The sequence below is a fragment of the Pseudomonas sp. OTU5201 genome (assembly GCF_038440135.1).
GTDB classification, from domain to species: Bacteria; Pseudomonadota; Gammaproteobacteria; order Pseudomonadales; family Pseudomonadaceae; genus Metapseudomonas; species Metapseudomonas resinovorans.
In genome coordinates this window covers 1-23,876 of the sequence record NZ_JASATC010000032.1, presented here as the reverse complement: position 1 = coordinate 23,876, position 23,876 = coordinate 1, and the positions used below count along the sequence as shown (strand labels likewise).

At 63.8% G+C, this 23,876-nt stretch carries 18 protein-coding genes; 6 read left to right on the top strand and 12 right to left on the bottom strand.

Annotation, left to right across the window (positions count from 1 at the left end; genetic code table 11):
- Positions 1–50: 50 nt before the first annotated feature.
- Complete coding sequence (gene guaB / locus AAHM40_RS19135) at positions 51–1,520, top strand: IMP dehydrogenase (RefSeq protein ID WP_342246051.1); 1,470 nt, start codon at positions 51–53, stop codon at positions 1,518–1,520.
- An 80-nt stretch (positions 1,521–1,600) separates the two neighbouring features.
- The gene (gene guaA / locus AAHM40_RS19130; protein WP_280285850.1) at positions 1,601–3,178 is read left to right on the top strand and encodes a glutamine-hydrolyzing GMP synthase; all 1,578 of its coding nucleotides are present in this window, start codon (positions 1,601–1,603) and stop codon (positions 3,176–3,178) included.
- A 362-nt stretch (positions 3,179–3,540) separates the two neighbouring features.
- Here guaA and AAHM40_RS19125 read toward each other — a convergent pair whose 3' ends face one another.
- The 7 genes from AAHM40_RS19125 to AAHM40_RS19095 all read right to left on the bottom strand — a co-directional run bounded on the left by AAHM40_RS19125 (position 3,541) and on the right by AAHM40_RS19095 (position 13,769).
- Positions 3,541–4,461 (bottom strand): 5-oxoprolinase subunit C family protein, encoded by a 921-nt coding sequence (locus AAHM40_RS19125; protein ID WP_342246050.1) that lies wholly within the window; start codon positions 4,459–4,461, stop codon positions 3,541–3,543.
- Positions 4,458–5,135 (bottom strand): 5-oxoprolinase subunit PxpB, encoded by a 678-nt coding sequence (gene pxpB / locus AAHM40_RS19120; RefSeq protein WP_342246049.1) that lies wholly within the window; start codon positions 5,133–5,135, stop codon positions 4,458–4,460. Before pxpB ends, AAHM40_RS19125 begins: the two co-directional genes overlap by 4 nt.
- Positions 5,132–5,878 carry a 5-oxoprolinase subunit PxpA gene (locus AAHM40_RS19115; RefSeq protein WP_342246048.1) on the bottom strand — a complete coding sequence of 249 codons (747 nt, stop codon included), beginning with the start codon at positions 5,876–5,878 and terminating at the stop codon, positions 5,132–5,134. Before AAHM40_RS19115 ends, pxpB begins: the two co-directional genes overlap by 4 nt.
- 209 nt (positions 5,879–6,087) lie before the next feature.
- A complete protein-coding gene (locus AAHM40_RS19110; RefSeq protein WP_342246087.1) occupies positions 6,088–8,646 on the bottom strand; it encodes a sulfite reductase flavoprotein subunit alpha in 2,559 nt (852 codons plus the stop codon).
- Between the two features lie 182 nt (positions 8,647–8,828).
- On the bottom strand, positions 8,829–11,030 hold the full coding sequence (locus AAHM40_RS19105) for a TonB-dependent receptor (protein ID WP_342246047.1): 2,202 nt from the start codon (positions 11,028–11,030) through the stop codon (positions 8,829–8,831).
- Between the two features lie 329 nt (positions 11,031–11,359).
- Positions 11,360–12,448: an alpha-hydroxy acid oxidase gene (locus tag AAHM40_RS19100; RefSeq protein WP_342246046.1), complete on the bottom strand. Its 1,089-nt coding sequence runs from the start codon at positions 12,446–12,448 to the stop codon at positions 11,360–11,362.
- A 157-nt stretch (positions 12,449–12,605) separates the two neighbouring features.
- Complete coding sequence (locus AAHM40_RS19095) at positions 12,606–13,769, bottom strand: type III PLP-dependent enzyme (protein ID WP_342246045.1); 1,164 nt, start codon at positions 13,767–13,769, stop codon at positions 12,606–12,608.
- 550 nt (positions 13,770–14,319) lie between these two features.
- On the opposite strand from AAHM40_RS19095, the gene AAHM40_RS19090 reads away from it, so the two are divergent.
- Both AAHM40_RS19090 and AAHM40_RS19085 read left to right on the top strand, forming a co-directional pair.
- On the top strand, positions 14,320–15,903 hold the full coding sequence (locus AAHM40_RS19090) for a peptide chain release factor 3 (RefSeq protein ID WP_342246044.1): 1,584 nt from the start codon (positions 14,320–14,322) through the stop codon (positions 15,901–15,903).
- A gap of 140 nt (positions 15,904–16,043) precedes the next feature.
- The gene (locus tag AAHM40_RS19085; protein WP_342246043.1) at positions 16,044–16,496 is read left to right on the top strand and encodes an REP-associated tyrosine transposase; all 453 of its coding nucleotides are present in this window, start codon (positions 16,044–16,046) and stop codon (positions 16,494–16,496) included.
- A 145-nt stretch (positions 16,497–16,641) separates the two neighbouring features.
- Here AAHM40_RS19085 and AAHM40_RS19080 read toward each other — a convergent pair whose 3' ends face one another.
- On the bottom strand, positions 16,642–17,655 hold the full coding sequence (locus tag AAHM40_RS19080; RefSeq protein ID WP_342246042.1) for a succinylglutamate desuccinylase/aspartoacylase domain-containing protein: 1,014 nt from the start codon (positions 17,653–17,655) through the stop codon (positions 16,642–16,644).
- A 98-nt stretch (positions 17,656–17,753) separates the two neighbouring features.
- Between AAHM40_RS19080 and AAHM40_RS19075 the strand changes: the two genes are divergently transcribed.
- Positions 17,754–18,377: a TetR family transcriptional regulator C-terminal domain-containing protein gene (locus AAHM40_RS19075; RefSeq protein ID WP_190827063.1), complete on the top strand. Its 624-nt coding sequence runs from the start codon at positions 17,754–17,756 to the stop codon at positions 18,375–18,377.
- Between the two features lie 63 nt (positions 18,378–18,440).
- Here AAHM40_RS19075 and AAHM40_RS19070 read toward each other — a convergent pair whose 3' ends face one another.
- The 4 genes from AAHM40_RS19070 to AAHM40_RS19055 all read right to left on the bottom strand — a co-directional run bounded on the left by AAHM40_RS19070 (position 18,441) and on the right by AAHM40_RS19055 (position 22,777).
- Positions 18,441–19,136 (bottom strand): ABC transporter permease, encoded by a 696-nt coding sequence (locus AAHM40_RS19070; RefSeq protein ID WP_342246041.1) that lies wholly within the window; start codon positions 19,134–19,136, stop codon positions 18,441–18,443.
- A gap of 13 nt (positions 19,137–19,149) precedes the next feature.
- Positions 19,150–19,860: an ABC transporter permease gene (locus AAHM40_RS19065; protein WP_280285668.1), complete on the bottom strand. Its 711-nt coding sequence runs from the start codon at positions 19,858–19,860 to the stop codon at positions 19,150–19,152.
- Between the two features lie 60 nt (positions 19,861–19,920).
- Complete coding sequence (locus AAHM40_RS19060; protein ID WP_342246040.1) at positions 19,921–20,706, bottom strand: transporter substrate-binding domain-containing protein; 786 nt, start codon at positions 20,704–20,706, stop codon at positions 19,921–19,923.
- 67 nt (positions 20,707–20,773) lie between these two features.
- Complete coding sequence (locus AAHM40_RS19055) at positions 20,774–22,777, bottom strand: aminotransferase class I/II-fold pyridoxal phosphate-dependent enzyme (protein WP_342246039.1); 2,004 nt, start codon at positions 22,775–22,777, stop codon at positions 20,774–20,776.
- Positions 22,778–23,005: 228 nt separating this feature from the next.
- On the opposite strand from AAHM40_RS19055, the gene AAHM40_RS19050 reads away from it, so the two are divergent.
- Positions 23,006–23,794 (top strand): TatD family hydrolase, encoded by a 789-nt coding sequence (locus AAHM40_RS19050; RefSeq protein ID WP_342246038.1) that lies wholly within the window; start codon positions 23,006–23,008, stop codon positions 23,792–23,794.
- Positions 23,795–23,876: the final 82 nt, after the last annotated feature.

Below are 23,876 nucleotides of genomic sequence, written 5' to 3'. Positions count from 1 at the left end.
GCCTCGTTATAATGGCGCGCTTCCAATTTTCCCGCCTGGGAGCCCCCGCCATGCTGCGCATCAGCCAAGAAGCCCTGACCTTCGACGACGTTCTCCTGATCCCGGGTTATTCCGAGATTCTGCCCAAGGATGTCAGCCTCAAGACCCGCCTGACCCGCGGCATAGAACTGAACATCCCGCTGGTTTCCGCAGCGATGGATACCGTGACCGAAGCCCGCCTGGCCATTGCCATGGCCCAGGAAGGTGGCATCGGCATCATTCACAAGAACATGACCATCGAGCAGCAGGCTGCCGAGGTGCGCAAGGTCAAGCGCCACGAGACGGCCATCGTCCGTGACCCGGTTACCGTCACGCCCTCCACCAAGATCATCGAGCTGCTGCAGATCGCCCGTGAATATGGCTTCTCCGGCTTCCCGGTGGTGGAAGAGGGCGAGCTGGTCGGCATCGTGACCGGCCGCGACCTGCGTTTCAAACCGAACGTCGGCGATACCGTGGCGGCGATCATGACGCCGAAGGACAAGCTGGTCACCGCCCGCGAAGGCACCCCGCTTGAAGAGATGAAGGTCAAGCTCTACGAGAACCGCATCGAGAAGATGCTGGTGGTCGACGAGAACTTCTACCTGCGCGGTCTGGTGACCTTCCGTGATATCGAGAAGGCCAAGACCTACCCGCTGGCGTCCAAGGATGCGCAAGGCAGCCTGCGTGTAGGTGCTGCGGTAGGGACTGGCGCCGACACCGGCGAACGCGTTGCCGCACTGGTCGCAGCTGGCGTCGACGTGGTGGTGGTGGACACCGCCCACGGCCACTCCAAAGGCGTGATCGAGCGCGTACGTTGGGTCAAGGACACCTACCCGCACGTACAGGTGATCGGTGGCAACATCGCCACTGGCGAAGCTGCCAAGGCCCTGGCCGAGGCTGGCGCGGACGCGGTCAAGGTCGGTATCGGCCCGGGCTCCATCTGCACCACCCGTATCGTCGCCGGTGTCGGCGTACCTCAGATCTCTGCCATTGCCAACGTGGCTGCCGCCCTGGCTGGCTCCGGCATCCCACTGATCGCCGACGGTGGCATCCGCTTCTCCGGTGACCTGTCCAAGGCCATCGTGGCTGGCGCGTCCTGCGTGATGATGGGCTCCATGTTCGCCGGTACCGAAGAGGCTCCGGGAGAGGTCGAGCTGTTCCAGGGTCGTTCCTACAAGGCGTACCGCGGCATGGGCTCGCTGGGTGCCATGGCGCAGTCCCAAGGCTCTTCCGACCGTTACTTCCAAGACTCTTCGGCCGGTGCCGAGAAGCTGGTTCCGGAAGGTATCGAAGGGCGCGTCCCCTACAAGGGCAGCCTGACCGCCATCGTTCACCAACTGATGGGCGGCCTGCGTGCCTCCATGGGCTATACCGGTTGCTCCACGGTCGAGGAAATGCGCACCAGGCCGCAGTTCGTGCGCATCACCGGCGCCGGCATGGCCGAGTCCCACGTCCATGACGTGCAGATCACCAAGGAAGCCCCGAACTACCGCGTCGGTTGAGGCTGACTGAAATCTAACGCGTCACGGGGCTGTCTGATTCAGCCCCGTGTCGTTTGTGAATTTCGTAACGAGAGATGGCCATGTCCCAAGACATTCACGCCCACCGGATCCTGATCCTCGACTTCGGCTCCCAGTACACCCAACTGATCGCCCGCCGCGTGCGCGAGATCGGCGTGTACTGCGAGATCCACCCCTTCGACATGAGCAATGAGGCGATCCGCGCCTTCGCCCCGCGCGGCATCATCCTCGCCGGTGGCCCCGAGTCGGTGCATGAAGCCGATAGCCCGCGTGCGCCGCAGGCCGTGTTCGACCTCAATGTGCCGTTGTTCGGTATCTGCTACGGCATGCAGACCATGGCCGAGCAACTGGGCGGAAAGGTGCAGGGTTCCGACCTGCGCGAGTTCGGTTATGCCCGCGTCGACGTGGTGGGCAAGGCCCGCCTGCTGGATGGCATCGAAGACCATATCGACGACGACGGCGTCCTCGGCCTCGACGTGTGGATGAGCCACGGCGACAAGGTCACCGACATGCCGGCCGGCTTCCACATCCTGGCCAGCACCCCGAGCTGCCCGATCGCCGCCATGGCTGACGATCATCGTGCCTACTACGGCGTGCAGTTCCACCCGGAAGTGACTCACACCAAGCAGGGCGGTCGCATCCTCTCCCGCTTCGTGCTGGATATCTGTGGCTGCGCCGCTCTCTGGACTCCGTCCAACATCGTCGAAGACGCCATCGCCACCGTGCGTGCCCAGGTGGGTTCGTCCAAGGTGCTGCTGGGCCTGTCCGGCGGTGTGGACTCCTCGGTCGTGGCGGCCCTGCTGCACCGCGCCATCGGCGACCAGTTGACCTGCGTCTTCGTCGACAACGGCCTGCTGCGCCTGCACGAGGGCGACCACGTGATGGCCATGTTCGCTGAAAACATGGGTGTACGCGTGATCCGCGCCAATGCCGAAGAGAAGTTCCTCTCCCGCCTGGCCGGCGTTGCCGACCCGGAAGAGAAGCGCAAGATCATTGGTCGTACCTTCATTGAAGTGTTCGACGAGGAAGCTACCCGGCTACAGGGCATCAAGTTCCTTGCCCAGGGCACCATCTACCCCGACGTGATCGAGTCGGCCGGCGCCAAGACCGGCAAGGCCCACGTGATCAAGTCCCACCACAACGTCGGTGGCCTGCCGGAAGACATGCAGTTCGAACTGGTCGAGCCGCTGCGCGAACTGTTCAAGGACGAAGTGCGCAAGATCGGCCTGGAGCTGGGCCTGCCCTACAGCATGGTCTACCGTCACCCGTTCCCCGGCCCGGGCCTGGGCGTACGTATCCTCGGCGAAGTGAAGAAGGAGTACGCCGACCTGCTGCGTCGCGCGGACCATATCTTCATCGAAGAGCTGCACAAGGCGGACTGGTACCACAAGACCAGCCAGGCCTTCGTGGTGTTCCAGCCGGTGAAATCCGTGGGCGTGGTCGGTGACGGCCGCCGTTACGCCTGGGTCGTGGCCCTGCGCGCGGTGGAAACCATCGACTTCATGACCGCTCGCTGGGCGCACCTGCCTTACGAGCTGCTGGAGACCGTTTCCAATCGCATCATCAACGAGATCGAAGGCATCTCCCGCGTCACCTACGACGTGTCGAGCAAGCCGCCAGCGACCATCGAGTGGGAATGATGGGCGCTTCGGCGTCCTCGCGGTAACGCAACCGGCCAGGCCCTGATAAGCCTGGCCGGTTTTGTTTCGAGAGGCCGCATCCTTCCTTGCAGGGGCGAATTCGTTGGCTATGTCTGCATGACGTGTTGTAGGCAGCTGCATTGCCCGTAGGAGCTGGCTTGCCAGCGAATGGCGGCGTTTCGCTGGCAAGCCAGCTCCTACTAGGCTCTTGGCCGGATGGGAAATCGCTCGCAACACCGCCAGCCGTACCGCGAACCCCACCAGCACTCCGCCCAGCGTCGCGAATCGCAGCGCCAGCAGGATTGAAGGTCCATGGCGCGTTCTTGAACAACACGGCGACGCAGCGTCCCTGCTAGAGCGGCTTACCGCCCGAAGAAGCGATAGAACGCCCTCAGCTCGTCCTGGGAGTCGTCCAGGCTCATCACAGTGAACCGCAGCATCTGGTTCGCAGGGCATTGCGCCAGGCGCCCGAGGTCCAGGGAATGGACCCAGCCAAGGATGGGATAACCGCCCATGGTCTGGCGGTCGGCCATCAGGATGATCGGCTGGCCATCGGGCGGCACCTGGATCGCGCCACTGACCACACCCTGGGACCACTGCCGCTGCGGCGCGACCAGCGGTTCACCTTCCAGCCTCGCCCCCATGCGATCGGACTGCGCGCTGAGTTGCCAGGGGCGCTCGAAGAAGGCGCGTGCCTGTTCCTCGTCGAAACTGGCCGCGTCGCCCCCGATCACCACACGCAGCACCTGCGCCACGCTGTAGTCCGGTTGCCAGGGCCAGGGCACGCTGGCGCCACGTGGGAAGTTGCCAGAACCGCCTGCCAGCAGGTCGCCCTCGACCAGGCGATGGCCTTGGCCATTCAGGCCGCCCAAACCTTCACGCATCTGGCAAGCCACGCTGCCCAGAACCGGTTCGGCACCGATGCCACCTGCCAGTGCCAGATACGCGCGTTGGCCATTGCGGGCATAACCGACCTGCAAGCGCTGCCCGGCCTCCAGGCGAAAGCGCGACCAGTTGAGGCGCAATTCACCGTCAACACTCAGCGGCATGTCGGCGCCGGTGATGGCCACCCATAGCGCCGCCTCAGCCTCCAGCTCCACACCCCCGAGGGCGATTTCCAGCACCGCGCATCGCCGCGAATTACCCAGCAGCCGATTAGCCCAGGCCGCTGCTAGCGGGTCCATGGGGCCGGCCGGGGAAACGCCCAGATGCTGCCAGCCGAGCCGACCGGCGTCCTGCAGCAGGCTCAGGGGGCCGGGCTTGATCACCCGCAATCGGCTCATGCCTCGCCACCTTCGGCGCGATAGCGGGCTTCGTCGATGGCAAAGAAGCGCACACGATCACCCAGGGCCAGCGGACACGGCGGCTCGCGCCGGGCATCGAACAACCGCCAAGGACAGAGCCCGAGCAGATGCCAACCGCCCGGAGAGGCCTGTGGATAAATGGCCGTCTGCTGCTCGGCGATGGCCAGGCTGCCAGCCGGCACGCGAATGCGCGGGCTGCTGCGACGTGGCAGGGCAAGTCGCGAATCGAGCCCCCCCAGATAAGCGAAGCCCGGCGAAAAACCGATGGCACCGACCCGGTATTCGGCGCTGCTGTGAATATCCACCAACCCGGCCACGGACAGACCACAAGACTCAGCCACCCAAGCCAAGTCCTCGCCGCAGTACCAGATGGGGATTTCATGCAGCCGGCCGGCGTCGGTCGCATCCGGTGCCAGCAACCAGGCTTCCAGCAACGGCTCGATGCGCTTTGCCAGGTCCTGCTGGTCCGTGCGAGTCAGGTCGTAGTGCAGCAGCAGGGTGGTCCAACCGGGCACCAGGTCCAGCAACAGCGGTCCCAGCTCACGGCGCAGGGTCTCGGCCAGCGCCGCGATGCGCTGTGGAGACCGGGTATCCGGTTCATCGGCCAGCACCAGCAGCAGGGCTTCGGCGCCAGCAGGCTCGAGACGGATCATAGGGCGTCCAGCTTGCCTCGCAGCCGGCGCAGCACCGCCAAGGACTCGGGATTGTCGCCATGCACGCAGAGGCTGTCGGCAGTTAGCCGCAGGGGCTTGCCGTCGATATCCGGGAAGGGCTCACCGGCGGCAATGGCCAGGGCCTGGTCGAGGATGCGCTCAGGGTCGTGATGCACCGCGCCGGCCATGCGCCGGGGCGCCAGTTGGCCGTCAGAGAGATAGGCGCGGTCGGCGAAGGCCTCGAACATCAACGGCACATCGGCGGCATCCGCCAAGTGCAGTTCACGGCTGTTGTCCGCCAGGGCCAGAACCATCAGTGGCAGCCCCTTACGATAACTGGCACAGGCATCGAGCACGGCTTCGAGCAGCGCGTCGTCACGCACCAGATCGTTGTACAGCGCGCCGTGGGGCTTCACATAAGCCACCTGGGTGCCGACTGCGCGGCAGAAGGCTTCCAGCGCGCCGAGCTGATAGAGCACCAGGGCGCGCACCTCTTCCGGCGAGCAAGCCATATGGCGACGGCCGAAGCCGGCGAGGTCCGGGTAGGCCGGATGGGCACCGATGCGCACATGGTGACGCAGCGCCAGCTCGACGGTGCGCTGCATGGTCAGGGGGTCAGCGGCGTGGAAACCACAGGCGAGGTTGGCCTGGTCCACCAGCGGCATGGCGTGCTCGTCGTCACCCATGCGCCAGGCGCCGAAGCTTTCCCCCATGTCGCAGTTCAGCAGGATTCGTCTGTTCATGAGGCGAATTATGGCTAAAAGCCAGGGACCTTGTAGGAGCAATTCCTCCCCCTGTAGGAGCTGGCTTGCCAGCGAACAGGTCTATTCGCCAGCAAGCTGGCTCCTACAGGGGCAATCAAGCTGCCTGCTCCCGAGCAAAAAACGCCCCGCACAAGGCGGGGCGAACGTTCCCCAGGAGCAGGGATCACTCGGTTCGGCGCACAGCGACTTCAGTACACGTCGCGGCGATAACGACCCTCGTCATTCAGTTGCTGCAGCGCCAGGTCGCCAAGGATGTCGCGCAGGGTGCGATCGACGCCCTCGGCCATGCCCTGCAGGCTGCCACAGACATAGATCACCGCGCCGTCCGCCAGCCAGGTGCGCAGTTCGTCAGCCGCTTCGCGCAAACGGTCCTGCACATAGATCTTTTCGGCCTGGTCGCGGGAGAAGGCGAGATCCAGGCGCTGCAGTTCGCCCCGGGCCAACCAGCCCTGCAACTCGTCACGGCAATAGAAGTCGTGGGCCTGGTTGCGCTCACCGAACAACAGCCAGTTGCGATTGCGCCCGGCAGCGATGGCCCCCTTGAGCAGGCTACGCAGGCCGGCGAGGCCAGTACCGTTGCCGATGAAGATTAGCGGCCGATCTTCGTCGATCAGGTGGAAGCGACTGTTGCGACGCAGGCGCAGGGGCACGACAGCGCCCTGCGGCAGGTAGTGGGTCAGCCAGCCGGAGGCGATGCCCAAGCTGCCATCGGCGTGCTGTTCCTGGCGCACGATCAGCTCCAGCACACCGTCACTGGCCAGTGACGCGATCGAATACTGACGCACCGAGAGGCCGATCAGCGCCTGCACCAGGGCTTGCGGCTGCAGCCCGACAAGATGTTCGAAGGAGTTCGGCAGCAGACGCCCGGCCAGGGCCTGGCGCAGCGACTGGCGCTGACCGTCCAGCTCCACCTGCGCGTTACCGTCGAGGCCATGCTGGTCGAGCCAGGCCTGAATGCGTGGCTCGGCCTGGCGCGGGAGGATTTCCACCAGGTCGCCGGCCTGCCAATCCACCTGGCTACCCGCCGGGGCGCGCAGGCGCAGCAGCCAGGCGGATTCGCCCTGGCTACCTGGATTGAGGTGTTCGCGACCTTCCAGGGTCCAGCTTTCGAAAGCCGGGCCGCTCCAGGGCGTCAGCATGGCGCTGCCGGAAACCTGGGCGATCCGCTGCTGCCATTGCTGCAGGGCACTGCTGTCGCCGTTATCCACCTCCACCGGCTCGAACAGCTGGCTCGCGCCCTGCCCTTTCAGCCAGGCCTGCAGGCGGCGGCCGAAGCCACAGAACTGTTCGTACTGGCGATCCCCCAAGGCCAGCACGGCAAAACGCAGGCCGCCGAGTTGGGAAGCCTGGCCAAGCACCTTGCGCTCGAAGCCACGGGCATTGTCCGGCGCTTCGCCATCGCCAAAGGTGCTGACCACAAAAAGCGCGTTGCGGGCCTGGGCCAGCGTGCCGCCGTCCAGCGCGGCGAGGGGTTCGACCCGTACCGGCAGGCCGGCAGCCTGGAGCTGGCTGGCGCTCTGCCAGGCCAGTTGCTCGGAGAAACCGCTCTGGCTGGCGAAACCGATCAACCAGGAATCCTGCCCACCGCTCTCGGCCAGGCCACCACGGACGGCCTTGATCGCACGCTTCTTGCGTCGGCGGTCGAGGTAGAGCAGCCAGCCGGTAACGAAGAACAGCGGCATGGTCAGGCTCGCCACCATCACCAGGATGCGGCCCGGCAGGCCGAAGTACTCGCCCACATGCAGCGCATAGACGCTGGTCAGCAGTTGGGCCTTGAAGCGCTTGTCGGTGTAGCGGTCGCTGCGCGTCACCTTGCCGGTGGCGGGGTCAAGGACGATCTGATTGAGCGCGCGGGAATGGTCGGCATCTTCCAGCAGGTAGAACACCTGCGCAGGCTTGCCGCCCACCGGCGGCAGGCGCAGGTTGTAGGTGCTCAGGGTCGGGCCGGCGGTATCGCGAATGCTTTTCCACACGGCGTCGTAGTCCACCACCAGCGGCGGGCCGGACGGCGCCTCCGCGCCGGGACGGCCACGGCCTTCGCCACGACGCTCGCCGGGCTTGCCCTGCTGGCCGGCCGGTGCATCGGAAAGCAGGCGGGTGAGGCCTTCGCGGTACCACTCGTAGGACCAGTACAGGCCGGTCAGCGCGGCCAGGAGGTAGAACACCAGGCACCAGGTGCCCGCTACGGCGTGCAGGTCCCAATTGAAGCTGCGTCCCTTGCGCGACCAGTCGAGGGTCAGCCAGGCGCGCCAGCTGGTGGCTTTGCGCGGCCAGCGCAGGTAGAGGCCGGACAGACAGAAGAAAATGAGGATCAGGGTGCAGGCGGCGGTGATCTGCTTGCCGAACTCGCCCATGGCGAGGAAACGGTGCAGCTGCAGCATCAGGCCGAAGAACTGCTGGCCGGTCGGCTGGCCCAGCAACTCGCCGGTGTAGGGGTCGAAGTAGCGCATGGGGCCACGGCGCTCGCCCGGCGGCGGTGTGAAGAAGACGCGGGCGGCATGGTCGGTGCTCGTTTCTACCCACAGGCCGGAAACTTTCTTGCCTTCGGCTGCCTCGATCCTGCTCACCAGCTCGGCCGGCGGCAGCACGCCGCTGTCACGCACCTCGACCGTCAGGGTCTCCGGGTTGAGCAGGCGGAGGATTTCTTCCTGAAAGCTGTACGCGGCCCCGGTGATGCCCATCAGTGCCAGCACCAGCCCCGCACTGATACCGAACAGCCAGTGCAGCTGGAACAGGGTCTTCTTCAACACGTGATATCCCTCGGATACGCACCTGGTGGTGCGTCAAATCGCTTGTTCGCGGCAGGCCCCATGCCTGACCGGGGGCGATTTTATTTGAGAACGGGATGCATTAAATCAGGAAACGAAAGTTTTACCTTTTATTTACAGCGACACGGGCCCTGCACCAGGCAGGGCCCGTGACTCGTCCGTCAGAACGAGTAGCTGGCGGTCAGGATCGCCGAACGCGCATCGCCGTATTCGATGGCCGAGGAACGCGCGTCGGTACCGTTCTGCTGACGCACACGCTCCACGTAGTCCTTGTCGAACAGGTTGTTCACGTTCAGCTGCAGGTCCAGGTTTTCGTTGACCCGGTAGCCGACCATGGCGTTGTGCAGCCAGTAGGCGTCCAGCTTGGCGGTGGTGCTGGAACTGACGTTGCGTTCGCTGATGTAGCGCGCGCCGTAGCCCAGGGTCCAGCCTTCCGGCAGCTCGTAGGTGGTCCACAGGTTGAAGGAGCGCGGCGGGGTATTGCCCAGCGCCTGGCCTTCACGCGCGATACCCGCAGCAGTGTCGGCAGCGTCCAGGGTCTCGCTGGACTGGAAGGTGTAGTTGGCGAACACATCCCATTGCTCGGTAATGTGACCGGTCAGCCCCAGTTCGACACCTTCCACGCGCTGCTTGCCGGCCAGTTGGGTCGAGCCGTCGGCCATGGTTTCACGCGCATTGGTCTTTTCCACGCGGAACAACGCGCCATCCAGCTCCAGGCGGCCGTCCAGCAGTTCCCACTTGGTGCCCAGTTCCCAGGTCTCGTTCTTTTCCGGGTCCAGGTTCTCGGTCGCCGCGGTCAGGCCACCACCGTTGGATGCGATGCCTTCGGCGGTAGGGTTGAAGGAGTTGCCCCAGGCCACGTAGAAGCGACCGTTTTCAACCGGCTTGTAGACCAGGCCGGCGCGGCTGCTGAGTTTCTCGTCCTTGGAGGTGAAGCTGCCAGTCGGCGCGTTAGCCGCACTGAAGGTGTCGCTGTGGCCCTTGAACCAGTCGTAGCGCAGGCCGGCGTTGAAGTCCCACTGCTCGTTCAGGGCGATGGTGTCGAAGACATACAGCGCCTTGTCGTCCAGTTGGTTCTCTGTGTAGCTGGAGGTGGTCTTGTTGACCGGACCGCCCCAGTGGCCGGGTGGGTTGCTCAGGTCATAGCCGTCGGCCGGGTACAGGGCGTTGCCCAGACCATGGTTGTAGCTCTTGAGGTCGAAGTCCTCGCGGGAGATTTCCGCACCGGTCACCAGTTCGTGATCTAGACCGTATGTCGCGAAGCTGGCACGCAGGTTGGTCTGGTTGATCCACATCTCGGTGGTGGTGTCCCGGCCGGAAGCCTGCGGGCCTGCCGGACGATAACGGCCCGCCGGGACCCCAGTGAGGTTCACATGGGACGCCGAGACGATGGTGTTGCGGTCGATACGGCTGTAACGAGTCAGGTTCTGCAGGCGCAGTTGGTCATTGAATTCGTGCTCGAGGTTCGCAGTGAAAGCGCTCTGCTCGATCTCGTCCTTGTCCAGGTTGTCCCAGCCAAAGTAGTCCTCGCGGCTGACGCCAGCGATCTTCTTGCCATTAAGGGCCGGCACGCCGTAGTCCGGCAGATTGTCGTCGGTCTGGTGGAAGGCGCTCAGGGTCAGGCGAGTGGACTCGTTGAAGCCCAGGCGCAGCGAGGGGGCAACGCCCCAACGTTCGCGGTCGATCTCGTCGCGGCCCGGCACGTCGTTCTCGTGGGCCATCAGGTTCACGCGGAAGGCACTGTCGGTGCCTACGCCTTCCAGCGGCTGGTTGGCGTCCAGGGTCAGGCGGTGGTAGTTGTCGGTTCCCAAGCCGCCGCCCAGGGTGGTGAAGGCGCGATCCATCGGCTGCTTGCTGATGATGTTGATGCTGCCACCGGTGGTGCCGGCGCCGCCGAACACCGAGTTCGGGCCCTTGATGACCTCGACCTGCTCGATGTTGAAGGTATCGGTACGGCTGGTCTGGGCGCTGTCACGCAGGCCGTCGATCTGGATGTTGTTGTTCGCAGAGAAGCCACGGATGTTGATGCTATCGCCAGAACCACCACCGCCCTCACCGGCGTTGAAGGTGATACCGGAGACGTTGGACAGCACCTGGCGCAGGCTCAGTGCCTGCTGCTCCTTGATGACTTCCTTGGGAACCACGGTGATGGTCTGCGGAGTGTCCAGCAACGGCGCGGTGTACTTGGAGGAAGCGGACTCCTCGACTTTGTACGACTTCTCGGCCTTGCTATCGATTTTGACAGTGCCGAGTTCAAGCTTGCCCTGTTCGGCGGCCATGGCCAGGCCAGCAGAAGATGCCGTGACGAGACCGACGGCAGTGGCCAGGACGGCGCGTTGCGGCAGATTGTTCTTTTTGCTCATAAGAATCACTCCCCAGTGAAGATGGGGCGCGATTCTATTTGCGAACGTTTATCAGTAAATATTCCAAACACAATATTTACATAATCTTTACACTTCTCTTTGGATCACCGATAACATCAAGTACCTGATATCTCATGAGATTCGATAGAAAAACCAATAAAAATCTTCAAAAATCACCGAACTACAGAATCAGACTCGAACATGTTCCTGCCGAGCAAGAAAGGTGACTGAATGGTCACTTTTCAACCTTGATGCAAAGGCAACCCGTGAAAACCGCCACGGATGATCGGATAATCCATTCGGTTTTCTGGCAGGTGACGCCAGAAGGTCTAACGCCAGATCAGGGAAGACTCGATGTCGGCCAGGCTCGCGCACCCCGTCAGGGCCATCGCCACTTCCAGTTCAGTACGCAGCAGATGCAGTACGTGGGCCACGCCAGAGGCTCCCGCGGTAGCCAGCCCATGAACGTAGGGACGGCCGATCATCACCGCACTCGCGCCCAACGCGAGCGCCTTGAACACGTCGGTTCCACGACGAACGCCACCATCGAGCAACACCGGCACCCTGCCGGCCACTGCCTGAGCAACCGCCGGCAGCACGTCCAGCGTCGCCGGCATGCCGTCCAGGGTCCGGCCGCCGTGGTTGGAGACCACGACTCCAGCGACGCCCCGCTCCACCGCGCGCTCGGCATCCCGTGGATTCATCACCCCCTTGACCAGCACCGGCAAGTGAGTGAGGGATTGCAGCCACTCCAGGTCCTTCCAGGTCGGCGCATGGGTCAGCAACGGGCTGCCGAACAGCGGGCTCGTACCCGGCTGGGCGACGCTGGGCGGCAGGCTGCGCATGCCTTTCAAGTTCACCGCTTCGAGGCCCTCCGGCAGGACGAATCCCGCTCGCTGCTCACGGTTACGCATGCCGTTGACCGGCGCATCCACCGTCACCACCAACGCGCGATAACCAGCCACCTCGACACGCCGCACCAGGTCGCGAGTGAACTCACGATCCGGCTGGATGTAGAGCTGGAACCAGAGGGGAGTCTGTGCAGCCTGGGCAATGGCTTCCAGGCTGACACTGGCCTGAGTGCTGACCACCATCGCCGCGCCCATGGCAGAAGCGCCGAGCACGCTGGCCAGTTCGCCGTCAGGATGGGCCAGCTTCTGGAACGCTACGGGCGCCAGAAGAATCGGATAGTCCAGCCCGAGGCCGCAGAGCTGCAAACGAGTGTGACCTCCCTGAAGATCCTCCAGCACCCGATTGAGCAGGCGCACACGCTGGAAGGCCGCGAGATTGTCAGCCAGGGTCTGCTCATCCGCCGCGCCGCCGGCCAGATAGGCCCAGGCTTGCGGCGTCATGCGCTCACGGGCGAAGGCTTCGTAATCGGCAACAGCGGCAATCTCGGCAGGAATGAGCGCAGTCAAGGCGGCGAACCTCTTCGGACCGGCAACGGGCCAGTCGATAATCGTTTACAAATGGAACTTGCGCTCATCTTACTGCCCTGACAACGCACAAGAAACCACGCCCCGAATATGACAAGGCCCGCCATGAAGGCGGGCCTTGTTCGAAGCGCGTACTGGCTTACAGGTAGTAGGCCTTCAGCGGCGGGAAGCCGTTGAACTCCACCGCGCTGTAGCTGGTGGTGTAGGCGCCGGTGGACAGCCAGTAGAGGCGATCTTCAGCGGCCAGGTTCAGCGGCAGGCCGTACTTGTAGTTCTCGTACATGATGTCGGCGCTGTCGCAGGTCGGGCCGGCGATCACCACTTCTTCCACCTCACCCTTCTTCTCGACCCAGATCGGGAACTTGATGGCCTCGTCCATGGTTTCGATCAGGCCGGAGAACTTGCCCACGTCGGTGTAGATCCAGCGCTCTACGGCGGTACGCGACTTGCGCGCCACCAGCACCACTTCGCTGACCAGGATGCCGGCGTTGGCGATCAGGGAACGGCCCGGCTCCAGGATGATTTCCGGCAGCTCGTCGCCGAAATCTTCCTTGAGGAAGCGGATGATTTCCTCGGCGTAGGTTTCCAGGCTGTTGGTGCGCTGGATGTAGTTGGCCGGGAAACCACCGCCCATGTTGATCATCTGCAGGGTGATGCCGTCTTCTTCCTTCAGGCGCTCGAAGATCACCTTGACCTTGGCGATGGCGGCGTCCCAGACGTCGATGTCGCGCTGCTGGCTGCCCACATGGAAGGACACGCCGTAAGGCACCAGGCCCAGTTGCTTGGCGAGGATCAGCAGGTCCAGGGCCATGTCCGGGTTGCAACCGAATTTGCGCGACAGCGGCCAGTCCGCCGAAGTGGAACCCTCGGTGAGGATTCGCACATAGACCTTGGCGCCCGGGGCAGCCTTGGCGATGTTGCGCAGGTCGGCTTCGGAGTCGGTGGCGAACAGGCGCACGCCCTTCTCGAAGAAGTAGCGGATGTCGCGGGCTTTCTTGATGGTGTTGCCGTAGCTGATGCGCTCCGGGCCAACGCCGGTCTTCATCACCTTGTCCAGCTCATAGATGGAGGCGATGTCGAAGTTGGAACCCTTGTCGCGCAGCAGTTCGGTGATCTCGGTAGCCGGGTTGGCCTTCACCGCGTAGTAGACCTTGGCGAAGGGGAAGCAGCTCACCAACTGGTCGTAGGAATCAGCGATGGTCTGCTTGTCGATCACCACGAACGGGGTTTCTTGCTTGTCGGCGAACGCCTTCATGCGCTGGAAAGTTTCGGGCGAGAAATAGTCTTCGACCTTGATCGACATGCGAGGGACTCCATATGGCAAAACAAACGAAAGTTGTTAGGGGTGGCCAGTGTTGCGTTGGACAACAGGCCTGAACGTCTGATCAGTTTCCCCACTTTGGTTCGCCTACTTCCCAAGGCATGTCGCCGAGGATTTTCAGTCATCAATGACTTCAAACCTCTCGTCGTCAGTACTTGAGCCGGATGGATCGTTGCCAGCATGGACGTTCGGGCGCGAACTTTAGGACCACAGGAACCACAGATCAATCAAAAATTGCCGCTTTCTCGCATCCCTTTGTCGCATGGCCAGTTGACTGTTTCGAATCTTCAACAAAACGCTATGAAATGCTGCACAGACGCGGATTTCAGGGTGATGACAGGGTGACGGCGGGTCTTTCCCCTGTGGGGGCGAATTCATTCGCAAATGGCTGCGCAGCAGCGCAGTAGGTTGGCGCAGAGCGAAGCGAAGCCCAACATGCCCGGCGGCGCTGATCGAGCATCCATTTCCCGCTATAATCCCGCGCTTTTCCGGGCCGTCCGCGCCCCGCCATCGATTCCAGCAGGCACCCTCCATGACCATCCAGGCCGCCGAAGTCGCGAAACGCCGCACGTTCGCGATCATTTCCCACCCCGACGCCGGTAAGACCACCATCACCGAAAAGCTGCTGCTGATGGGCAAGGCCATCGCCGTGGCCGGTACCGTGAAGTCGCGTAAATCCGACCGGCACGCCACCTCCGACTGGATGGAGATGGAAAAGCAGCGCGGCATCTCCATCACCACCTCGGTGATGCAGTTCCCCTACCGCGAGCACATGATCAACCTGCTCGACACCCCCGGCCACGAAGACTTCTCCGAAGACACCTACCGCACCCTGACCGCGGTGGACTCGGCGCTGATGGTCCTCGACGGTGGTAAGGGTGTAGAGCCACGCACCATTGCCCTGATGGAAGTCTGCCGTCTGCGCGACACCCCCATCGTCAGCTTCATCAACAAGCTGGACCGCGACATCCGCGACCCCATCGAACTGCTGGATGAGATCGAGGCGGTATTGAAGATCAAGGCCGCGCCCATCACCTGGCCGATCGGTTGCTACAAGGACTTCAAGGGCGTGTACCACCTGTCCCAGGACAAGATCATCGTCTACACCCCGGGCCACGGCCACGAGCGCACCGAGATCAAGGTGATCGACAAGCTCGACTCAGACGAAGCCCGCGCCCACCTGGGCGACCTCTACGACAACTTCGTCGAGGAGCTGGAACTGGTGCAGGGCGCCTGCCACGAGTTCGACAAGGAAGAGTTCCTCAAGGGCCACATGACCCCGGTGTTCTTCGGAACCGCGCTGGGCAACTTCGGTGTCGACCAGGTGCTCGACTGCATCGTCGACTGGGCACCGCAGCCGCTGTCGCGCGCCACCCATGAGCGCAACGTCGAACCCATCGAAGAGAAGTTCTCCGGCTTCGTGTTCAAGATCCAGGCGAACATGGACCCGAAACACCGCGACCGCATCGCGTTCATGCGCATCTGCTCGGGCAAGTACGAGAAGGGCATGAAGATGCGCCACGTGCGCCTGGGCAAGGACGTGAAGATCGCCGACGCCCTGACCTTCTTCTCCAGCGAGCGTGAGCAGCTGGAAGAGGCCTTCGCCGGCGACATCATCGGCCTGCACAACCACGGCACCATCCAGATCGGCGACACCTTCACCGAAGGCGAGGCCCTGGGCTTCACCGGTATCCCGCACTTCGCCCCGGAACTGTTCCGCCGCGTGCGCCTGAAGGACCCGCTGAAGTCCAAGCAGCTGCGCCAGGGCCTGCAAGAACTGGCCGAGGAAGGCGCCACCCAGGTGTTCTTCCCCGAGCGCAACAACGACATCATCCTCGGCGCCGTGGGCGTGCTGCAGTTCGACGTGGTCGCCAGCCGCCTGAAGGAGGAATACAAGGTCGAGTGCGCCTACGAGGCGATCAACGTCTGGTCGGCACGCTGGATCGAGTGCAAGGATGAGAAGAAGCTCAAGGAGTTCAAGGACAAGGCCTTCGAGAACCTAGCCGTGGACGGCGGCGGTCACCTCACTTACCTGGCTCCGACCCGCGTGAACCTCAGTCTGATGGAAGAGCGCTGGCCAGACGTGAAATTCCGCGCCACCCGCGAGCACCATTGAGGACGTAAACCTGTAGGAGCCAGCTTGCTGGCGAATCGGAACATCCCTTTCGCCAGCAAGCTGGCTCCTACATCGGGCGCCCTTGCCCCTCTTGAAGCCCTGAGCAAACCTCCCTGTTTTCTCCACAGGGAGCGCAATGGATGCGCTATCAAGGAAGGAACCTGCGTAAAGGCCGCTTCTCCGAGCCCGGCCGAATTTATCTACTGACCACCGTTACCCATGAGCGGGCACCCGTGTTCGCCCAATGGAGCCCCGGCTGCCTCGTCGCTCGGGAGATCCATGCTATGGGGGAGAGGGTGTCGCTGGAAACCCTTGCCTGGGTGCTGATGCCTGACCATCTGCATTGGCTCGTCCAACTGCAGTCCGGAACCCTGGAACAGCAGGTGAGGCGACTGAAGTCCCGCTCCGCCATTGCCCTGAATTCAATGAAGAGAAGTAGCGGGCGTGTGTGGCAGAAAGGTTTTCATGACCATGCCCTTCGCAGAGAGGAAGACGTGCAGGCGGTGGCCCGCTATGTCGTTGCCAATCCCTTGCGCGCTGGTCTGGTGGTGAAATTGGCAGACTATCCGTTCTGGGACGCGGTCTGGTTGTAGGAGCCAGCTTGCTCGCGAACCTCACCACGCCTTTCGCCAGCAAGCTGGCTCCTACATCCGAACCCCGCACGTCCCTGTAGGAGCGAGCTCGCTCGCGAATCGGAGCCTCCCGTTCGCCAGCAAGCTGGCTCCTACGACAGGGCTGTTATGGGTCGAGCGCACCGGAGGTCCAGGTGCTCGACGGTAACGAGCCGGTGAACTTGGCCACTATCGCGCCTGCCGGCACCAGCCGGTCGCGATAGCGGGTGACCATCAGACCCGCCTGGGGCGCCAACAGCCGGTGTTCGCTGGACGGGTCGCCGGGGGTGGCTATGACACGGGCGAAGCATTCACCGGCCTCGACGGAGTCGCCCAGCTCGCGCTCGAACACCAGCACTCCGGCAGTCGGCGCGAATACGGTTTCCATATGCCCGATGGGCACCGCCCTGCCCTGCCACGCCGGTAACTGCGCCGGCTCTTCAACAAGACCACGGGCGCATAGAAAGGTATAGAGCCCATCGGCATCCTGCTGTGCCAGGGCGTCACTCACATCCCCCTGCCCACGCAGCTCGACGGTGGACACCAGGCGCCCCTCGATGCGACCGTCCGCCAGCCAGGGCGCGATCACCACCTCCTCGAAGGCACCATCGCCGTCTCCTTCCCAGATAATCGCCACTTCGGCCCCAAGGGCTGAAGCGAGGTCCTCGCCGGCGGGCCAGAAACACTGATGCAGGTAGACGTATTGCAGCGCTTCGTCGTCGGTATGCAGATCAAGGACGATATCGGCCTCGGCGGCGAGTCCGGCAAGCGCCTTCTGCCAGGCGGCGAGACTGCCAACCGGCCGGGCCTGCGCCGCAGACTCAGGGAAGCCACGGTTGAAGTTGCGGCTGCTGGGCTCGTGTACACGGCCCAGGATGCGCCCGTGACGGAACTGGCTAATGCCCAACGGGTTGGCCTGGGGCACCACGGTCACGTTGCCGCGCAGCAGGCCGTGCTCAGCCGCCTGGATCAGGCGTGGCAGGAGCTTGTGCAGCACCAGCATGCCGGCGATCTCGTCGGCGTGGACCCCGGCTTGCAAGTGGACCTTGGGGCCCGGTTTGCCGCTGTCCAGGCGCCAGGCTGGTACCCGCAGGCGGGCACCGGAATCCCCCGCCACGCACAGGGAGACATCTTCGATCATGTCCTACCTCCTCTTGGCCGCCGGATACGTCCGGACGGTTGGTTTGTCGTCGGGCCAGGCGGTACTATCCCGGCCCATCGAGCGAAGGAAATCGCCTCTTGGATACGCCCCGCGAAAGACAGCCCCGCACCAACCCCGACGAACGCCGTGAACATCTGGTGCGCGCCGCGCTGCGCTGCCTGGTCGCCGAAGGCCACGCCGGCATTTCGGTGCGCCGCATCGCCAAGGAGGCCAACGTCGCCGTCGGCCTGATCAATCACTATTTCGGCAGCATCGACGCCCTGGTCGCGCAGGCCTACGAGACCCTCGCCAGCGAGGTCAACCAGGCCCTGGTGGCCCGCATCGATGCCGCCGGCCCGGCACCTGCCGCGCGTCTCGAAGCCTTCCTGACCGGCTACTTCTCGCCAGTCACCCTGGACCCCGACCTGCTTAGCCCCTGGGTGGTGTTCTGGAGCCTTATCCGCCATTCCCCCCAAGTGAACGAAGCCCACGAACGCACCTACGGCGGTTCCCTGGTCCTGCTGGAACAACTGCTCTCTGAGCTCGCCCGGGAAGAAGGCTTCTCCATCGCCAAACCGCGTCTTGCGGCCATCGGCCTGTCGGCCATGCTCGACGGCCTGTGGCTGGAATGGTGTCTCAATCCCGCCAACTTCAGCGCCGAGGAAGGCCTGGAGATCAGCCGCCGCTGGGTCGACAGCCTGCGGCGCGGGGCCTATGCCTGACCCTCTCAGGCAAATCCGAAACCTGTAGGGGCGAATTCATTCGCCCCTACAAATAGCTATCCACTAGTTGGCCCGGCGAAACATCGATCGTCGCTCCGCCAGGCCGAAGCCCATCTCGATCATGAAGGTCAGGCAGACGTAGATGCCTGCCACCAGCAGCAGCGGCTGGTAGATCTGGAAGGTCTGGGCACGCACCACGTTGGCCGCCCCCAGGAGGTCGACCACCGCCACGGTCGACGCCAGCGCGGTGGACTTCAGCAGCATCACCGTCTCACCGGCCAAGGTCGGGAGCAGCAGACGGATCGCCCTCGGCAACCAGACCCGCATCAGCACCAGGCGCTGGCGCATGCCGAAAGCCGCCGCGGCCTCCAGCTCTCCCTTGGGCACGGACTTCATGCCGCCACGAATGACTTCGCCGACATAGGCCCCCACCGAGAGCACCAGGGCGATGACGATGTACCAGAAGCCGTCGCGCAGGTACGGCCAGAGGAAGCTGCCGCGAATCAACGGGAACTGGGCAAACAGGCTGCCCAGGCCGTAGTAGAAGATGTAGATCTGCACCAGCAGCGGCGTCCCGCGAATCACACTGGTGTAGGCGAGGCTCGTGCCCGCCAGCACCGGGTTGCGCGACATCCGCGCCAGCGCCACCAGCAGCGCCAGAACAAAGCCCAGCACCGCGGAAATGGCGAGGATGAGCACGGTGGTGCCCAATCCGCTGAGCAGCAGTTTTCCGTAGTCGAATATCCAGGTAGCGGTCATCACACGCCCTCACTCACACCGATGGGGTCCAGCGGCGGAAGCGCCGTTCGAGCCAGCCGGAAAACAGGTTGGAGAGCACCGTCAGCAGGTAATAGAAGGCCGCGGCGGTGAGGTAGAAGGTCAGGTAGTGGCGCGTCGAGCCAGCCGCCTGCTTGGCGGTGAAGAGCAGCTCGTTCGTGCCGACCACACTGATCAGGGCGCTGTCCTTGATCAGGTTGACCCAGAGGTTGGCCATTCCGGCCAGGGCGTTGGGCGCCATGATCGGCAAGGTCACCCGGCGGAACAGGCTGAAGCCGCTCAGACCAAAAGCCCGCGCGGCCTCGATCTGACCGTGTGGAATGGCCTGGATGGCCCCCCGGAAGATCTCCGAGGCATAAGCGCCCTGAACCAGACCCAGCACGGCGATGGCGACCACCGTGCCGTTGAGCTTGAGGTCGCCATAGCCAAGCCACGCAAACAGCTGATTGAGCCCCATGGAGCCGACATAGTAGAGCAGCAGGATCAGCAGCAACTCGGGTATCGCGCGGCACAGGGTGGTGTATCCACGCATCAACTGCGCCACTGGGCGCGGGCCGTTGAGCTTGCCCATCGCGACGGCCAGGCCAATCAGCATGCCGACCAGGAAAGCACCGACGGAAATCTGCAGGGTTACCCACAACCCCTTGAGCAGCGCCGGCCCCCAACCCTGGGCGCCGAAGCCGACCAGTTCAAAATAAGACTGCATTGCAGGCCCTCATCGAGGCGGAAATGCGCCATCCCGGCAGAGCCGGGATGGCTCCGGAGGTCACTGCTTCGGCGCGACGCTGACGTCGAAGTACTTGGCGGAGATGGTCTTGTAGTCCTCGCTGGCCAGCAGCTTGGCGATGGCCTCGTCGAGCTTCGCCTTGAGGGCGACGTCGTCCTTGCGCAGGCCGGCCCCCACACCGCGGCCGAACAGCGGATCGTAGGGCACCTCGCCCTTGTTCTCGATGCCGGCGGCCTGGGCATCAGGGGATTTGACGAAGGCGCTGACCGCGATGCCGTCGGCCATCATCAGGTCGATGCGTCCCGCCACCAGGTCGGCGTTCACCGAGTCCTGGGTGTCGTAGTAGCGCACGTCGGCGATGCCGTCGTAATGCTGCTTCAGGTAGTTGGAGCTGACGGTGGAAAGCTGCACGCCGACCACCTTTCCTTTCAGTCCTTCGGGGCTGACGGTGACGTCCAGCGCCGCAGGTGCGGCCACTGCGACCGGGGTGTCGTAATAGGCGCGGCTGAAGGCAATCTGCTTCTCGCGCTCTTCAGTGACGGACATGGAGTTGAAGATCACATCCACCTTCTTCGACATCAGCGCTGGAATCAGGCCATCCCAGGCCACCTCGTCGATCTCGCACTGGGCCTGCATCTGCGCACAAAGGGCGCGGATCAGGTCCGGCTCGAAGCCTGCCCACTGGCCGTCTGGCTGCTTGCTGGAGAATGGCGGATAGGGTTCCGCCGCCATCGCGAATCTCAGGGTTTCGGCCTGCGCGCCCACCGCGCCAGCCATGAGCATTACCGCACCCGCCATCCAACGTGCCAGTTGAGACTTCTTCATGGTTTCTGCCCTGCTTGATGTTGTTGTGGTTAGAGCCTGTTGAACTGGCCGCGCCCGGCGGCCGGAGTCAGCGATTCTGGTGGGCGTTAACGAACTGCCGGCAGCGCTCGCTGCGCGGCCTCAGAAAGACCTCTTGCGCAGGCCCTTCCTCTTCGATACGCCCCTGATGGAGGAAGGCGACATGGCTGGAAACATCACGGGCGAACGCCATTTCGTGGGTTACCAGGATCATGGTGCGGCCCTCTTCGGCCAGGGAGCGGATCACCCGCAGGACTTCGCCGACCAGCTCCGGGTCCAGCGCCGAGGTGGGCTCGTCGAACAGCATGACCTTGGGCTCCACCGCCAACGCACGGGCAATGGCCACCCGCTGCTGCTGGCCGCCGGACAGGAAGGAGGGATATTCGTGGCGCTTGGCGGCGAGCCCTACCCGCTCCAGCAGGGCCTCGGCACGCTCGATGGCTTCCGCGCGGCTTTCGCGCAGCACCTGGATCGGCGCTTCGATGAGGTTTTCCAGCACGGTGCGGTGGGGCCAGAGGTTGAAGCTCTGGAACACCATGCCGAGCCGCGAACGAACTCGGGTCAGTTGCTTCTGGTCCGCCACCATCGGTTCGCCGATGCGACTGGTGGTGAGACGAATGCGCTCGCCATCGACCGTAACCGTGCCCTGGTTGGGGATTTCCAGCATGTTTATACAACGCAGCAATGTGCTCTTGCCCGAACCACTGGCCCCGATCAGGGACACCACACCGCCCTCCCGGGCGGTCAGCGAAACGCCCTTGAGCACCTCGAACTGGCCGAAGCGTTTGTGAATGGAATCCACCTCCACCATCTTCGGCGGCTCCGCCTTTGCGGCTCGGGTATCGACCGAAACGGTCGGGCGCACGTCGATGCGTGGCCCAGCTCCCAGGGTGGCGGCAAAACGGCGAATGCGCGCGCAGGCCTCGGCCAATTGCGCTTCGCCCAAGCTGAATGACAGCCGCACGAAGCCAGCGGCGGAGGGGCCGAAGGCCGCAGCGTCCAGCACCGAGACGCCGGTTTCGCGGAACAGTTTCCAGGCGAAGTCCAGGGAACTGAGGCCACTGCCCCGTACGTCGAGCAGGACGAACATCCCTGCTTCAGGTGTCAGCACCTCGAGCGGTGCGCAGCCCTGCAGCGCATCGACCACCAGGTCGCGGCGACGCCGATAGCACGCGCGCATTTCCCCGGTCACCTGGTCATAGGTGCGCACAGCGGTCAACGCGGCTTCCTGCACAAAACCGGGAAGGCCATACAACACGTTCAGCGCCAGGTTTTCGATGTGGGCCACCAACTCGGGGCTGGCGATCACCCAGCCGGTGCGCCAGCCGGTCATGGCGTGGGACTTGGACAGGCTGCCGATGCTCACGGTGCGCTCGCGCATGCCCGGCAAGGTGGCGAAGTAGCGGTGCGGTTGTTCGAAAGTCAGGCTCTCGTAAACCTCATCCACCACCACCCACAGGTTGTGCTGCTGTGCCAGCCCGGCGATGGCCTGCATTTCTTCGGCGCTGAGTACCACGCCGGTCGGGTTGTTGGGGTTGGCGAAGAAGATGGCGCGGGTACGCTCGCTGATCGCTCCACGCAAAGCAGCGAGGTCGGGGCGGAAGCCGCCCTCCGCCGGACAGGGCACCCTTACCAGGGTGGCGCCGGTAGCCTTCAAAGTGGCTTCGTAGGTGACGTACACCGGATCGAAGACGATGACCTCATCGCCGGCCTCCAGCAGGCACATGGCGGCAGCGTAAAGACCGTTCTGTGCGCCGGCCACCAGAATGGTGCTGTCCGCCGACACCGGCTGGCCGGTCAGGCGGCCATGCAGATCGGCGATGGCCTGGCGCAGCTCGGGCCGACCGGCGACGTCACAGTAATGAGTGTCACCGGCCTGCAAGGCCTGGATGGCTGCTGCGGTGATGGGGGCGGGGGTTGCGAAATCCGGATCGCCAATGCTGAGGACTATGACGTCCTCGCCCGCACGTTGGGCGGCGATGGCCGCGTAGTGAATATCCCAGGCTGCTGTGCCTGGCCCTGCCATTCTCTCAACAAGCGAAGCGAAACGCATGTTCGGGCCCCATCGCAAAGGGTGAAATCCGGGTCACGTGACTGCATCAGCGAACCGGCGAGTGGCCCAACCATAGCCGAGCATGAACGAGTGTTCAATAGCGTTTTCGGCCTTGTTTTCCCTGCCCCGCGCGATGCCCCGAGACAGAGCGGATGCACCGGAAAAAACAGCCACAACGCCCCAGGAATGGGCATGTCAGACCGGGGATAGGCGGTATATGCTGGCGCCATGCTGATCGATACCCACAATCATCTGGACTTCCCCGACTTCGACGCCGATCGCAGCGGCGTGCTGGTGCGTTGCCGCGCGCTGGGCGTGCGGCGCCAGGTCCTGCTCGGGGTGTTCCGTGACAACTGGCAGCGGGTCTGGGACCTGGCCAATTCCGGCGACGATTTCTGCACCGCCTTCGGCCTGCACCCGATCTACCTGGCGCAGCACCGGGACGAGCATGTGGCGGAACTGCGCCAGTGGCTGGAGCGGCACGCGAGCCACCCGAAACTCTGCGCCGTAGGGGAGATCGGCCTGGATTATTTCGTCCCCGATCTGGACCGCGACGAACAACAGCGACTGTTCGAGGCGCAGTTGGCCCTGGCACAGGAGTTCGAGCTGCCGCCGCTGCTGCATGTACGGCGCAGCCACGCAGCCGTGATCGCCACGCTGAAGCGTTTTCGCCTCAAGCGCGCCGGCATCATCCACGCCTTCGCCGGCAGCACCGAAGAGGCAAACGAATACCGCAAACTGGGCTTCCGCCTAGGCCTCGGCGGCGCTCCCACCTGGCCCCAGGCCAACCGCTTGCGCAAGGTGGTGGCGCAACTGCCGCTGGAAGACATCGTGCTGGAAACCGACTCGCCGGACATGGCGCCGGCCATGCACCCCTATGGGCGCAACAGCCCGGAGTTTCTGCCGGATATCTGCGCGGCCCTGGCCGAAATCCGCGGCGTTACACCCGAGGCATTGGCCGCGGCCAGCACGCGCAATGCCTGCGAGGTGTTTGGCTGGAAGGATTTGCTGGGGTAAACATTGCTTTGTGGTGGCGAATGAGTTCGCGATGTCTGCATGACATGTTGCAAGCAGCCGCATCGCCCTTAGGAGCTGGCTT

What these genes read in the sequence shown, in the direction of transcription:
- guaB (WP_342246051.1), top strand. Translation starts at nt 51, where the DNA reads ATGCTGCGCATCAGCCAAGAAGCCCTGACCTTCGACGACGTTCTCCTG.
- guaA (WP_280285850.1), top strand. Translation starts at nt 1,601, where the DNA reads ATGTCCCAAGACATTCACGCCCACCGGATCCTGATCCTCGACTTCGGC.
- AAHM40_RS19125 (WP_342246050.1), bottom strand. Translation starts at nt 4,461, where the DNA reads ATGAGCCGATTGCGGGTGATCAAGCCCGGCCCCCTGAGCCTGCTGCAG.
- pxpB (WP_342246049.1), bottom strand. Translation starts at nt 5,135, where the DNA reads ATGATCCGTCTCGAGCCTGCTGGCGCCGAAGCCCTGCTGCTGGTGCTG.
- AAHM40_RS19115 (WP_342246048.1), bottom strand. Translation starts at nt 5,878, where the DNA reads ATGAACAGACGAATCCTGCTGAACTGCGACATGGGGGAAAGCTTCGGC.
- AAHM40_RS19105 (WP_342246047.1), bottom strand. Translation starts at nt 11,030, where the DNA reads ATGAGCAAAAAGAACAATCTGCCGCAACGCGCCGTCCTGGCCACTGCC.
- AAHM40_RS19095 (WP_342246045.1), bottom strand. Translation starts at nt 13,769, where the DNA reads ATGTCGATCAAGGTCGAAGACTATTTCTCGCCCGAAACTTTCCAGCGC.
- AAHM40_RS19090 (WP_342246044.1), top strand. Translation starts at nt 14,320, where the DNA reads ATGACCATCCAGGCCGCCGAAGTCGCGAAACGCCGCACGTTCGCGATC.
- AAHM40_RS19085 (WP_342246043.1), top strand. Translation starts at nt 16,044, where the DNA reads ATGCGCTATCAAGGAAGGAACCTGCGTAAAGGCCGCTTCTCCGAGCCC.
- AAHM40_RS19080 (WP_342246042.1), bottom strand. Translation starts at nt 17,655, where the DNA reads ATGATCGAAGATGTCTCCCTGTGCGTGGCGGGGGATTCCGGTGCCCGC.
- AAHM40_RS19070 (WP_342246041.1), bottom strand. Translation starts at nt 19,136, where the DNA reads ATGACCGCTACCTGGATATTCGACTACGGAAAACTGCTGCTCAGCGGA.
- AAHM40_RS19065 (WP_280285668.1), bottom strand. Translation starts at nt 19,860, where the DNA reads ATGCAGTCTTATTTTGAACTGGTCGGCTTCGGCGCCCAGGGTTGGGGG.
- AAHM40_RS19060 (WP_342246040.1), bottom strand. Translation starts at nt 20,706, where the DNA reads ATGAAGAAGTCTCAACTGGCACGTTGGATGGCGGGTGCGGTAATGCTC.
- AAHM40_RS19055 (WP_342246039.1), bottom strand. Translation starts at nt 22,777, where the DNA reads ATGCGTTTCGCTTCGCTTGTTGAGAGAATGGCAGGGCCAGGCACAGCA.
- AAHM40_RS19050 (WP_342246038.1), top strand. Translation starts at nt 23,006, where the DNA reads ATGCTGATCGATACCCACAATCATCTGGACTTCCCCGACTTCGACGCC.